General features: G+C 45.8%; 9 protein-coding genes. 4 read left to right on the forward strand and 5 right to left on the reverse strand.

Features of this window, described 5'->3' with window-relative positions; translation table 11 throughout:
• Positions 1 to 9: 9 nt before the first annotated feature.
• The 4 genes from KYK27_RS15505 to KYK27_RS15520 are packed head-to-tail and all read right to left on the reverse strand — an operon-like array spanning position 10 to position 5968.
• Positions 10 to 1440: a glycosyltransferase family 2 protein gene (locus tag KYK27_RS15505; protein WP_199111185.1), complete on the reverse strand. Its 1431-nt coding sequence runs from the start codon at positions 1438 to 1440 to the stop codon at positions 10 to 12.
• Positions 1441 to 1489: 49 nt separating this feature from the next.
• The gene (locus KYK27_RS18530; protein WP_199111187.1) at positions 1490 to 2518 is read right to left on the reverse strand and encodes a HEAT repeat domain-containing protein; all 1029 of its coding nucleotides are present in this window, start codon (positions 2516 to 2518) and stop codon (positions 1490 to 1492) included.
• Positions 2519 to 2537: 19 nt separating this feature from the next.
• Positions 2538 to 2900, reverse strand: a complete 363-nt coding sequence (locus KYK27_RS15515) for a response regulator transcription factor (RefSeq protein WP_199111189.1) — start codon at positions 2898 to 2900, stop codon at positions 2538 to 2540.
• A gap of 8 nt (positions 2901 to 2908) precedes the next feature.
• Positions 2909 to 5968 carry a CHASE3 domain-containing protein gene (locus KYK27_RS15520; RefSeq protein ID WP_199111199.1) on the reverse strand — a complete coding sequence of 1020 codons (3060 nt, stop codon included), beginning with the start codon at positions 5966 to 5968 and terminating at the stop codon, positions 2909 to 2911.
• Between the two features lie 590 nt (positions 5969 to 6558).
• Between KYK27_RS15520 and KYK27_RS15525 the strand changes: the two genes are divergently transcribed.
• Positions 6559 to 8349: an arylsulfatase gene (locus tag KYK27_RS15525; RefSeq protein ID WP_199111201.1), complete on the forward strand. Its 1791-nt coding sequence runs from the start codon at positions 6559 to 6561 to the stop codon at positions 8347 to 8349.
• A 162-nt stretch (positions 8350 to 8511) separates the two neighbouring features.
• Positions 8512 to 9639, forward strand: a complete 1128-nt coding sequence (locus KYK27_RS15530; protein ID WP_199111202.1) for a formylglycine-generating enzyme family protein — start codon at positions 8512 to 8514, stop codon at positions 9637 to 9639.
• A gap of 242 nt (positions 9640 to 9881) precedes the next feature.
• Here KYK27_RS15530 and KYK27_RS15535 read toward each other — a convergent pair whose 3' ends face one another.
• Positions 9882 to 10715 carry a helix-turn-helix domain-containing protein gene (locus KYK27_RS15535; RefSeq protein ID WP_199111204.1) on the reverse strand — a complete coding sequence of 278 codons (834 nt, stop codon included), beginning with the start codon at positions 10713 to 10715 and terminating at the stop codon, positions 9882 to 9884.
• 234 nt (positions 10716 to 10949) lie between these two features.
• Between KYK27_RS15535 and KYK27_RS15540 the strand changes: the two genes are divergently transcribed.
• Positions 10950 to 12506: an aldehyde dehydrogenase family protein gene (locus KYK27_RS15540; RefSeq protein WP_199111206.1), complete on the forward strand. Its 1557-nt coding sequence runs from the start codon at positions 10950 to 10952 to the stop codon at positions 12504 to 12506.
• Positions 12507 to 12609: 103 nt separating this feature from the next.
• Positions 12610 to 12924 (forward strand): DUF779 domain-containing protein, encoded by a 315-nt coding sequence (locus KYK27_RS15545; protein ID WP_317195945.1) that lies wholly within the window; start codon positions 12610 to 12612, stop codon positions 12922 to 12924.
• Positions 12925 to 13331 lie beyond the last annotated feature (407 nt).

A 13331-nucleotide genomic window follows, 5' to 3' on the forward strand; every position in this document is an offset into this window, starting at 1 on the left:
ATAGTTTGCTTATGCTTTTGGCGCTTCAGTAGCAGCTGTGTTGAAGCCCTGACGTGTCATTTCGCCCCACGAGTTTTTCTTGCGCAGCAGATCCCAGATGCCTTTGATAGATGACCATACCACGAACGGGTGAAAAAGGAATGGCTCAACTATAGCCGTAAGTATGAGTTTGCGTAGTTCGCCGCGCTTTTTGTACTGATTAAAGGTAGCTACTTCCATTAAAATTGCAAACGTAGAAAACAGCCAGCCAAAGATCAGGATAAAGGCCGTCAGCACCGCGAAAAATGGCCAGTTAATGTAGCCCATAAACGCCAGAATGAGGAAGATCACAAAACCTGTAAACTCAATAATAGGGGCGAGCAACTCATAAAACAGCCAGTAAGGATAGCTCATCATGCCCAGTACGCCATACTTCGGGTTCAGGAAAAGCTTGCGGTGCATGCTCAGTGTTTCTATAGTTCCGCGCATCCAGCGGTTACGTTGCCTGCCCAGAATCTTGTAGCTGGCGGGTGCTTCTGTCCAGCACAGCGGGTCTGGAATGAAGGCTACTTTGTAAGGAATTTTACGGTCTGCCATGTAGCGGCGCATGCGCACTACCAACTCCATATCTTCGCCAACTGTGTTATGGTCGTAACCACCTGCATCTATCGCAACCTGCCTGTCAAACGCGCCAAAAGCGCCCGAAATCAACAATAAGCCATTTAGGTTACTCCAGGCCATACGTCCTAGCAAAAACGCCCGGATATATTCCAGTGCTTGCACCCGTGGCAGAAAATCCTTTGGCAAATTAACATCGATCAGTTTCCCGTTTTTAAACACGCAGGAATTAGCGATACGGACTACACCACCAGTCGCAATAACCTTATTATCCGTTTGATCCATAAACGGCTTCAAAAGCTTCAGCAAGGCATCCTGCTCCAGGATACAATCCACATCAATGCAAACTAAATACTGATTACTGGCTAGGTTAATGCCCGAGTTAAGCGCATCGGCCTTGCCGCCATTTTCCTTATCAATAACTAAAAGTTTACTGTAAACCGGGTTGGTACTTTTATAAACGCTCTTTACTTTTTTGGTAGCCAGCTGTTGATGGTAATTTAGCTGAACCGGCTCCAGTTGATAGGCATGAATCAGTTTCGCCATCGAGTCGTCTTTACTGCCATCATTTATAACGATCAGCTCCAGGTTGTTGTAGTAAATGCTGAGCAGCGAGCGCACGTTTTCGATAATATTAGCACCTTCGTTGTAGGCAGGAGCCAGGATGCTGACTGAAGGGGCAAAAGGGGAGGATGCCAGCAGATTATAGTTGGTGAGGCGACTGCGGCGGAGATATTTAACTGCTTCAACGATGGCAAGCGTACCCAGAAAAATATAACAGCTCAACATAGAAACGGCATACACCAGCAGTCCATAGTGAAATAGATTGTATAAAAACGCCATGTAGTAAGTTGGTATTTGGGTTAGCTAAATGTCTGAACTATAGTTTGTATTAGGCCTGTTGTTGCAGGTGCTGTATGGTTTTCAGGGCAGCCAGTCGTACGCTCTCATCGGGTGCTAACTGTAGTTCCTGCAAAAAAGGCAACTCGCCTGCGGTGCCTGTTTTCACCAAGCCAGAAAGTATCGTTAGCTGTAATACTTTGCTGCTTTCGCTGGAATAGTGCGTGCGCAAGGCAGTAGCGGCTGGAGCTGAAGGAATTTCTCCTAAACATGCGATGGCCTGGTTGCGCACCGCATCACTGGGATGGCTTAAACGGGCAATTACTTCATTCTGGAACTGCGTGGCATGTTGTTCAGCAATCAGCTTAAGTGCGAATTGCACCACACTTGGGTTGGAGGAGTTGAGCCAGCTGTTAACTATAGTTTCAGATGGAATAGGATGGTTTGCCAGCAACTGAAGCAGTTTTATGTGATGCCATTCCGTAAGCGGGTACTTTAGGTTCTCGAAGAAGGAGAGACCTTCATACTGCTGCAAACAAACAAGGGCGATTTGTGCTTCCATGCGGACCATCGGATGACGATGATTGGCTAATGGATAGATCTCGTCGATGTAGGCTTTCTGTTCCATAACGGCGAGTTCCTGTATACCTTTCGCCTTATCGTACCACCTGCCGTTGCGCATGTCGTAAGCAGAAAGTCTGTCTAACTGCAGTTCGTTGTACAGCTTTATCAGGTTGTTGCCCGATTGCCCGCTCAGGTCATTTTTCAGTCGGATCAGCTCTGCAAGCAAGGCTTTTCGGGCAAAGCGGCGGTATAACAGAGGTTTAATGTCATCAGGTACTTCAAAACGTTGCAGCTGCTGATCAGGCTCCTGCAAAATGATACTTACCAGCCAGTATTTAAATTGCTGCTGAAGCTGTGCCTGCTGCTTTGCAATATTTCGTTTTGCCAGCATGATATACAGTATGGCACCTATCAAAGCAATTATTATAGTTGTCAGCGTGCCGATAGCGATAAAAAACAGCTCGATACTGGTAAAGCGTGCTAACTGATAAAGTACTGTAGAGAGAGTTGAAGTCACTTGTTTTACAAACTATAGTTTAAGACGTTCGCAGCGAGAAGCGCTTGACACGCAATGCCAGTTCGTTCGGACTGAAGGGTTTAGTAATGTAGTCATCTGCGCCTAAGGTAAAGGCTTCGAGCACCACATTTTCCTGGCCCATCGCCGATAGCACGATAACTGGTATAGTAGCATTTAGCTTTTTTACAGCGCTCAGCACTTCCAGCCCCGATGCAAAAGGCATCATAATATCGGTAATCACCAGGTCCGGCGTAATTTCTGATAGTTTGGCGAGCGCATCCTGGCCATTGTCTGCACTGATAACCTCGTGCCCGTCTTTTACCAGTCTAAACTCCATGGTGGCCAGTGTAATCGGCTCATCTTCTGCAATTAAAATTTTCATAGTAGCTATTAGTTTGCTTCTGAAAGTGAAAGATAGGCTTCTACATCTGAGGTGATGGCAGGCATCAGCGCGGCACAAAGGGCGAGGCTCTTGTCGATTTGTGGTTCGAATACGTTCAGGTTAGCCTGGTTGGGAGCTTCTTCTTCCATTAAAAGAATGAGCTGGTATAGTTCCTTTATCTGGATAGCTGAAAGACTGCCTTTTATTTTATGCGCTTTCTCTAGAAACTCAATCCGGTTGTTGGAATTTGCGAGGTCTTTGAGCTCCTGTAGATACAGGGGCACATTATTCGTGAAGAGGGCCAGAATACGTTTTATATAATCCGGGTTCTTCAGTTCCGTCAGGTTGCTGATACTGTATGGCTTTTCTGCTGGGTTACTTGTAGTTGGAGTTGCAGGCGTAGCTATAGTTGGAGAATCGGCCGAAACAGCTATAAAGCGCTCCAGGGTCTTGGCCAGGTCGTTGATCGAGAACGGTTTTGCCATGTAGTCCGATGCGCCTATTTCCAGGCAGCGCTCGCGCTCGTTACGCAATACGCTGGCTGTCAATACAACTATAGGTGTGTGGTTTTGCAGCGTTTGGCGGATATAAGCCGTTGCCTGAAACCCATTCATGACCGGCATGCGCAGGTCCATGAAAATGATGTCGAACTGCTCGCCGGCTTGCAGCATGTCCACCGCTTCCTGGCCGTTATTCGCAACAACCGAGTCCATTTTGTATTGATTCAGGGACGAAGTAAGTACAGTCTGGTTAATCTCGTTGTCCTCTACAATAAGCGCGCGCTTTCCGCTGTAGTACTTTTTTACTGGCTCGGTATCAACCTGGCTGGACGTAACCACTACATTGCTGGTGTCGTGGGCGATGTCATAGTTTATCGTAAACGTAAAGGCTGTGCCTTTATCTTTTACACTTTCTACTGTTATTTCACCGCCCTGTAACTCAATAAGCCTTTTGGTAATTGCCAAGCCAAGTCCCGTGCCGCCGTATTTGCTCGAAATATCAGTCGATTCCTGGGTAAAGTTGTCGAAGATCGTGTCCAGCTTATCGGTATCGATACCGATCCCCGAGTCGCTAACTATAAATTCAACTACTGCCTGATCTTCGGTTTCGCTAAGAAGTGAGGCTTCCAGGCGCACAAATCCTTTCTCCGTAAATTTTACCGCGTTGCTCAGCAGGTTATTCAGGATCTGGTTTAAACGGTGCGGATCGCCGGTCAGGAATCTTGGAATAAACGGGTCAGCCGATACAGCCAATTTAATGCCTTTCTCCCTAGCTTTTTCACGAAACAACATAGCGGTGGCCGCGATGGTGTCATTAAAATCAAATGTCAGTTTTTCTATCGTCAGCATGCCTGCTTTTATTTTAGAAAGATCCAGAATGTCGTTAATCAAATTAAGTAAAGTGTCGGATGAATGCTTGATAACCTGGAGGCGTCCTTTCTGGTCGGGTTGTAACGATGAAGATGTTAACAGCAGGTTTACCATGCCTATGATGCCGTTCATCGGAGTGCGTAGCTCGTGACTCATGTTAGCCAGGAACTGTTCCTGTAACCGCTCTGCCTGTTCGGCATTTTCACGTGCTTCCACCAACTGTTGCTGGTGCTTTATCTGCTCGGTAATATCTTTAAACAGGGTACAAACACCGAACAACTGCTTCTTGCGGTCATAGAGTGGGAACTTGATGATCTCCATTTCAAGCACCTGGCCGTTTTGTAACACTACCTGCTGCTGCCATTCTTTTGAGTTCAGGTTGCTTACACCATCCGGTTCATAGGTCGCTAAAAACTCTGCTAAAACAGGTGCATCATCTAAAACGGGTTTTAAACTATAGTTTGGTTGCTGGTTATCTTCCAGTGCAAAAAGCTGATGGAAAGCTTTATTGGAGAAGATATGCTCGCCCTGTGTATCCTTTATCAGAACGGCCTGCGGCGAGTAGTCAAGTATGGCCTTAAAGCGCGACTGATATTCTTCTTTCTCGGCATTTGCAATTCTTACTGCTTCTTCGCTCAGTTTGCGTTGGGTAATATTTTTAGATGCGCAACATATACCAATAATGGTGCCGTCGGTATCCTTTACCGGGAAGTAGGTAGAAAGGTAGTAGGCGTCCCCATCTGCTAACCGGAAGGTTCTTTCCAGTTCTATCTTCTGGCCGTTAAGTACCTGATCGAAAAGAGCAAGGGTTTTGTCTCTATCTTTAGCATCTATATAATTGCGGAAGTCATCTCCGGGTTTGCTGTCAGTACCGTAGGCTTCTTTTAAAATTGTATGGTTGTGATCATTCAGTAGTACCAATCTATAGTTCAGATCCAGTAAATAGATAGCTTCCTGCGAACTGCTCAGGATGGCCTGCATATTTTTCTCCGACTCTTTCAACCTTAGCTCTGCAGCTTTACGTTGAGTAGCAGCAACTCGCTTTTCTTTTTCCTGCTGCAGGCTTTTCCAGATGGCGTATAGCAGTAAAACACCAAAAAAGAAGACGCCTACTGTTAAAAAACGGTTAGTAATCAGCACTGCTACTTTGCTCTCCTTTTTTTGCTGAGCTAACTCTGCTCTGGCATGTGCGTGCATGATATCAGCATGTTGCCTGATCATATCCATATACTTCATGCCAATATTGGTTCTAAAAAGCTGCATGGCTGCTTCGTGCCCCTGCTGTCTTTTTAGGCGGATGATCTTTGCCGAGAAATCAGCCTTTTTCTCCAGGTAAAAAGTTAAAGAATCAAGGTTCCTTTTCTGGATTTCATTATTACTGGCCATCGTTTTTAACCGGCTGATAACAACGTCCAGGCTCTTGGCAGCATCTTTCAATGGTTTTACATAAGAATCCTTACCAGTTAAAAGATACCCACGTGAACTTGTTTCATAGTCTTTCATCAGCGAGATGGTTTTCTCGATCTGATAAATTTCTTCCTGAGATTGAAGTACCCAACGCGATATTTCGGATTCTCTCTTCAGGTTATAGGATATGCCAAAAATGAGAGAAAAGAATATGAACAACCCTGATATAATTCCGGTAAATAAGCGCCGATTTTCCTTTGCGGTGCTTAATAGCTTCTGGAGTTCTAGCATATTGGGTGGAATTCTTGCATGAGCCGGCTCAGGGTAAATTCAGGGCTCTACGTGATCCCTAATGATTGATTAAGATGCAGTAAGTTACAATATTTTATAGGAAGCAAAATTAAGTTTAAAAATGTTCCCTTATATGATGCTTAACTTTTTTCTTAACATTTCCTTTTATGACTAGGCCCAATGTGCTGGGAGTAATTAGCAATTTATTTCCACAAGGATTTAAAAACTATGGCCCAAATTCTAATGTTCGTAATGATATAAGTAGAGTTTTGCTGTGGCAGAGGAATTGGAGTATCTTTTTTTTGATACTGATAGTCGGAGTTAATTTAATATCGTAAATAAATCAGTTACGCCTGTTATGGTGCGTATTTAGAATCCTGATCCGCACTCTCGAGCTTCCTCGCATTATCTGCTTTTAGCAGATAGAAACACCCTATTCTTCAATAGCATCTGCTTTACGATGTTACTGTGTTATATTATCCTTTTTGCTATTCCTGGAAAGCAAAGTACTCGTCAACTATAGCTGATGGTCATTTTGTTTCGTGTTCTGATGCCGGACTATTTACTTGTAAGTAAAATTAACGAAGGGTATGAAAAAAGTAACCTTTCTGCTCTGCCTGTATAGTATAGGATTTCTCTTCACCATTTCTTCGTGCGAAAACCGTAAGACGCAGGAGAAAAAGGAGGCTAAGACAAACACGGATACCTCTGCCAAACAGTCAAAACCAAACGTACTGCTGATCGTGGTGGATGACCTGGGATACTCGGACTTGTCACCCTTCGGCGGGGAGATCCGCACTCCCAACATCCAGCGGCTGGCCGACAATGGGTTGATTGTGCAGCAGTGCTATACCACACCGCTCTGCGCTCCTTCCCGGGCTATGTTCATGTCGGGTATGGATAACCACATCAGCGGAATTGGTGCCATGCCTCCTTTTCAGGCAGCCAACCAGTACATGCAGCCCGGCTATGAAGGGTATCTGAACGACCGTGTCATGACGCTTCCGGAAGTATTACGGGAAAACGGCTATCATACCTACATGAGTGGCAAATGGCATTTGGGGCACGAAGAAGGCAGGCGCCCTTTCGAAGAAGGTTTCGAACGCAGCTTCTCCTTCCTGGGAGGAGGGGCAAGTCATTTTAGTAATAGCTTTGCCTTAGGGCCTGAAGAAGTAATTCACACTGTATACTATGATGATAGCGTGCAGGTGAAAAAGCTCCCGGATGATTTTTATTCCTCCAACTACTACGCCGACAAGATGATCCAGTACATCACCGAGCAAAAGGATGATCGACCTTTCTTCGGTTACCTGGCTTTTACGGCACCCCACGACCCGCTGCATGTACCAGACGAATGGATGGACAAATACAAGGGCGCATATGACAAGGGCTACGACCATATCCGGCAGGTACGGATGGACAACATGAAAAAGCTTGGCCTCATACCGAAAGACCTTCCGATAAATCCAGGTTCAGGTGAATATAAAAAGTGGAATGAGCTATCAGCGCAGGAGAAAAGGGTAGAGGCCCGCCGAATGGAACTCTACGCTGCTATGCTTGAAATTATGGACCTAGATATAGGCCGCGTGCTGGAGGCCCTTCAAAAGGAAGGCAAACTGGAAAATACCATGATCATCCTAATCGGTGACAACGGTGCCAACCCCAAAGACCCGTCGTTCTATAAAACAGACATGAAGCCGTTCGACAATAGCCTGGATAATATGGGTAAACCTAACTCCTTTGTATCGTTGCAGGGGGCGTGGGCTGAAGTAACCGCTACTCCCTATTCTTATTTCAAAACCACCACAGGAGAGGGAGGCGTCCGGGTGCCGCTCATCATCTCCGGGCAGGGTGTAACTATAAAAGGGGTAGAAGCTACCAATAAAATTCTGGGGACTGATATTATGCCTACGCTACTCGAGATTGCCGGCGCCAAGCGGCCTGATACATACAAGAAAAACAAGTTAGCCGCTATGACTGGTACTTCATTTAACAGATTGTTGAGTGATAAAGGGAATACTGTTCGGGATGAGAACGCCGGCTACGGAATAGAAAGCCTGGAAAATAAAGCCTACTACAAAGGAGACTGGAAGATTCGGTTCCTGATGCCACCCTTTGGGAAAGGACGAGACTGGCAATTGTTTAATGTGAAAGAGGACCCCAGGGAGAAGCAAGACCTTGCCAGGCAAAAACCGGAAAAGCTCCAGGAGTTGTTGGGTGGCTGGAATGAATATTCACAGAAAGTAGGTTATATACCCTATCACGGTGGCAGAGCCTATACTGTGCTGGGACCAGAAAACTTTTTTAAAGCGAAGCTGGATTCCACGAACAAGGCCCTCATAGAAAAAGCTTCTCTGGAACTTCAACGCGGTGGAGAGTAAGGTTCAGTGTTGTTATCTCGTCCTCTATAGTACTGACCAAAGATAGAAGTGCAGTGCCGACGAAAGGCAACAAAGACATTACTTCCTGTTTGCATAAAATTGTATAATCTGCTTCCGCCACGGCTCTATGTTAAATAATTAGATTAAAATTAAACATCTTGAATGGTGAAATCTGCGACACAAACTTCACTTATTTTTTACAGTTTGCTCTGCCTGGCTATTTCTTGCAAGCAGGGAAGCGCGCCGGAAGAGAAAACTGTTTTAGGGGAAGGGCCACCTACTTCATGCCATGAAAGTTTGCCTTCTAGGTTTACAGGTACAGGTGAGCCCGAATTAGTGAGAAGTGGTGAATTATCGCACCAAGGAATGGTGTGGATCGAAGGACGTACATTTTATATGGGCGCAGCTGATAATGAAGGTAGGCGGGACGAATACCCCTTGCATCTGGTGAAAGTTAATGGCTTTTGGATGGATGCTACTGAGGTTACCAATGCCCAGTTTGCCAGCTTTGTGGAAGCTACCGGCTATATAACCACGGCCGAACGTGTGCCGGATTGGGAAGAACTAAGGAAGCAGTTGCCACCCGGCACACCAAAGCCTGCCGATAGCTTACTTGTAGCAGCTTCGCTTGTATTTACACCAACGGTATATACCGAATCACTTCAGGATGCAAGACAATGGTGGTCCTGGACAAAAGGGGCCAGTTGGCGGCACCCCCAAGGGCCCGGCAGCAATCTTGAGGACAAAGAGCAATACCCGGTAGTGCATGTATCGTGGGACGATGCAGCGGCTTATGCCACCTGGGCCGGTAAGCGGCTGCCCACTGAGGCTGAATGGGAGTTTGCCGCACGGGGAGGAGCTGAAAATCAGCCATACCCTTGGGGAACGGAGCCAATAGAGAAAGGTAAGCCAAAAGCTAATACCTGGCAGGGACAGTTTCCCAACTACAACAGTAGTTGGGATAAGCATACCGGCGTAGCCTCGGTCTGCTCCTATGCCCCGAACGCTTATGGCTTGTACGATATGGCAGGCAATGTATGGGAATGGTGTGCTGACTGGTATGATACAGACTATTACAGCAGCCTGGGAGAAGGAGTAACATATAATCCAAAGGGGCCAGCCAGCAGCAATGACCCAACAGAGGCTTCTGTTCCAAAAAAGGTGATGCGGGGCGGTTCCTTTCTATGTAGCGACTCCTACTGCAAAGGGTACCGGACATCCGCCCGCATGAAATCTTCGCCCGATACAGGATTGGAACACACTGGTTTTCGATGCGTTACCTCCCGGTAAGTAGGAAGAGATGTTATAGTAAGCAGCATGATGTCTCTGCTTCCAACAAATAGATTGCTTTGGATACTATAGTTGAGTAAGGTCCGGAAATTCGTTTCAGATAACTTAAGTTAAAAACGAGTGCCTAATCGAGAAACTAACAAAAGAAGCAGCATCAAAAAAAATAAAAAGGGAAAAGCACCAAGAGTCCCTGAAAATTGCGGCGAAAAAAGTAAAAGTGACTCGACAGTAATAGCCAAATGCTAAGCAGGAAAGATTCTCGCTTTTGCCTGTTTCTGGAATTGCTCCGGAGTTAGTCCGATCATCTTTTTGAAGAACCTACTGAAGTAAGACCTGTCTTCAAAACCCAGGCTGTACCCAATTTCCTTTATAGTTTGTGCACTTAAGATAAGCTCTTGTTTAGCTTCTACTATAGTGCGCTCCTGTAATAGCTGCGTAATGGTTTTTCCGGTTTTCTGCTTCAGGATTTGGTTGAGTCTTTTGGGAGTGATGTTCAGTTTATCAGCATAGAATGCCACCGACTTTTCTTCTCTGAAATGATTCTCCAGCAGTAGAAGGAAATGATAGACGCGTTTCTCATTCAGGCCCTGGCTTGTAAATGTCTGTGTTTTATATTGCATCAGCTTCAACAGAAATGCCTTTAGTAGCGTCTTGAGTACCAGTAAATTCTTTGGTTGTTGCTCGTATTCGTTGTGTAACACCCGCAGGAGGCTCCCCAGTGTAATCACCATGTCCTCTTCCAGCAGTATAGTGGAGAAACTACCTACGCCTTTGCCAAGAAATAGCCTGATCACATCCAGTGTAAATTCTTTTACCTCATAGTCGAGTACTGATTTATGAAAGGCAATGAGTATACCTTTTTTACCTGAATTTTTGGGGCGGGGAGAGCGGTTCGCCGGAATAAGGTACATCCAGTCTCCTTTTATATAATGTGCCTTATCCTTTATGAAATGAATGGGCTCCTCATTCTTTAGCCAGGCAATTTCAAAATAATCTTCCCGATAAGTGCTTTCGAAAAAAGACTGCGGTACGGTATGTAGGGGGCTTATAAAAAACAGGTCTTTCTCCGGATTCATAAAATATAAGATGTTAACAGATTTAAAACTTTAGAGCCGGATCCAACAGCTTTCCCTCCTTATCAGCTTCCTTAACTATAAACTATAGTTATCATACTATTTCCCTTCTGTCCTACCTTATGGATGTTCTGTACTACCCCTTGCGCCTGGTATTGTTGTAAATTTGTAACAGTTGCAAAGACAGTAGCATGCTGCATTAAAATATATTCAGACACATTTTAAAGATATAAAATTATGAGCACAGTATTAGAACCAATTATTGAAAACGGAAAAGCGACGAAGAAATTATACGCATTTCCGCAATTGAAAGGCAAAGAAATACCGCGAGATAACTTTATTGGTGGGCAATTTATCCCACCGGTTAAGGGCGAATACTTCGATAACATTTCGCCTATCAACGGGAAAGTTTTTGCGCAGGCGGCACGGTCCACGAAAGAGGACGTTGAACTGGCGCTGGACGCGGCGCATAAGGCCTTTCCGGTATGGAGTAAGACATCCGCACAAGAGCGGAGTAACACGCTGCTTCGGGTAGCCCAGACCATTGAAGATAACCTGGAGTACCTGGCTACAGTAGATACCATCGACAACGGTAAGCCGATTCGTGAGACACGCGCGGCAGACCTTCCGCTTGTAGTAGACCACTTCCGTTATTTTGCCGGCGTGATCCGTTCAGAAGAAGGTGGCGTTTCAGAGCATGATGAAAATACGGTGAGTATCGTATTGCACGAGCCGATTGGGGTAGTAGGGCAGATTATTCCCTGGAACTTCCCGCTGCTGATGGCTGCCTGGAAAATTGCCCCGGCCCTTGCTGCCGGTAACACGATTGTCTTAAAACCGGCAGAGCAAACCCCGACAAGTATCCTGGCCCTGATGGAGCTGATCGGCGATATTTTACCAGAAGGCGTGCTGAACGTGGTGAACGGTTTCGGAACTGAGGTTGGAAAAGCGCTGGGTACTTCCCCAAGAATCAGTAAGCTTGCGTTTACCGGCTCCACGGCAACAGGTAAACTGATTATGCAATACGCTTCCGAAAACATCATTCCGTCTACGATGGAACTAGGCGGTAAATCTCCCAACATATTCTTCCCGTCTGTGATGGATGCCGACGATGAGTTCTTCGACAAAGCCCTGGAAGGCGCAGCGTTCTTTGCCCTGAACCAAGGTGAGATTTGTTCCGCACCAACCCGACTACTAGTGCACGAAAGTATAGCCGACGCCTTTACGGCCCGTGTGATTGAACGCGTGAAAGACATTAAAGCCGGTAACCCGCTGGATGGTGAAACGATGATCGGGGCGCAGGTATCGAAGCCACAGTACGACAAGATCCTGAACTATATTAAGATTGGTAAAGAAGAAGGAGCCGAAGTACTGGTAGGTGGTGAACCGCAGAAGTTAGATGGCGAACTAGCCGATGGATATTATATCCAGCCTACTATCCTGAAAGGACACAACAAAATGCGCGTGTTCCAGGAAGAGATCTTTGGACCGGTTGTGTCTCTGACCACTTTTAAAACGACCGAGGAGGCCATTGAGATCGCGAACGACACCATTTACGGGCTGGGCGCCGGCGTCTGGACCCGTGATGCGCACGAGATGTACCAGGTGCCGAGAGCCATACAGGCCGGCCGTGTCTGGGTGAACCAGTATCACACTTATCCGGCCCACGCTCCGTTTGGGGGCTACAAACAGTCTGGTTACGGTCGGGAGAACCACAAGATGATGCTGGATCATTACCGCCAGACCAAGAACATGCTTATTTCCTACGACAAGAAAAAGCAGGGTTTCTTTTAATCTAAATTTTATCATTAACCTGAAATCACCTGGGGCTTCCTCAGGTGATTTTTTAATAAGTAGAAGAATTGAAAAGATACTAGCAACAGAAAAAGCAAAAGAAGTGATTAGCCAACTGAAGGAGCGCTATGGCGAACTGATGTTCTACATGAGTGGCGGCTGCTGCGAAGGCTCGCAGCCTATGTGCTATGAGAAAGGCGAGTATAAACCGGGCACCCGCGACGAGCTGATCGGCGAGGTGGAAGGCTGTGAATTCTACCTGTCGGAAGAACAAAACCAATACTATGATCACTCCCAGCTGCTGCTGGACGCGACGCCCGGCATGGGCGGCGGCTTTTCGCTGGAAACTATGCTGGGTATGGCATTTAGTGTAACTACCCACACGCTCATAGCTAAGGAAGAAGCAGAAGTTGTATAGTTTGTCTTACATTTAGTTTAGGGCTGAGCAAATCTTGTATGGGGGTACTTGACTTTTTTCAGCACAAGGTGTATTCAAAATACCTATTAAAGTAGACTTAGATCATGGAAAGATTTGCTACAAGCCAGTAAAAGAAATCAGGGTAGTAAAAGTGATAAAACGCCCACTAACTAAACTTATAAGGTAACAGATGCACTCGAGAAACGTTATGGGTTTCACACTATAGAAAAGTAATTCTGCGTTAAATTCAGTTAGGAGCTAATAGCAGAGCTATTGGAGATAAGCAGAATTTAAATAGTGAGCATAGTTTTATCGAACCTACGGGTGAATGTGTTTTCCGCACTCTAGCAGACTTTGGAGCAAAAAGAAAAAGGGAAAAGCGATCAAAATAATCACTTTCCCCTTTC

This window comes from Pontibacter populi (assembly GCF_019336435.1).
GTDB lineage: Bacteria > Bacteroidota > Bacteroidia > Cytophagales > Hymenobacteraceae > Pontibacter > Pontibacter humidus.

Bases quoted from the DNA above. Each gene is read 5' to 3' on its own strand.
- KYK27_RS15505 (WP_199111185.1), bottom strand. From the start codon at position 1,440: ATGGCGTTTTTATACAATCTATTTCACTATGGACTGCTGGTGTATGCC.
- KYK27_RS15515 (WP_199111189.1), bottom strand. From the start codon at position 2,900: ATGAAAATTTTAATTGCAGAAGATGAGCCGATTACACTGGCCACCATG.
- KYK27_RS15520 (WP_199111199.1), bottom strand. From the start codon at position 5,968: ATGCTAGAACTCCAGAAGCTATTAAGCACCGCAAAGGAAAATCGGCGC.
- KYK27_RS15525 (WP_199111201.1), top strand. From the start codon at position 6,559: ATGAAAAAAGTAACCTTTCTGCTCTGCCTGTATAGTATAGGATTTCTC.
- KYK27_RS15530 (WP_199111202.1), top strand. From the start codon at position 8,512: ATGGTGAAATCTGCGACACAAACTTCACTTATTTTTTACAGTTTGCTC.
- KYK27_RS15535 (WP_199111204.1), bottom strand. From the start codon at position 10,715: ATGAATCCGGAGAAAGACCTGTTTTTTATAAGCCCCCTACATACCGTA.
- KYK27_RS15540 (WP_199111206.1), top strand. From the start codon at position 10,950: ATGAGCACAGTATTAGAACCAATTATTGAAAACGGAAAAGCGACGAAG.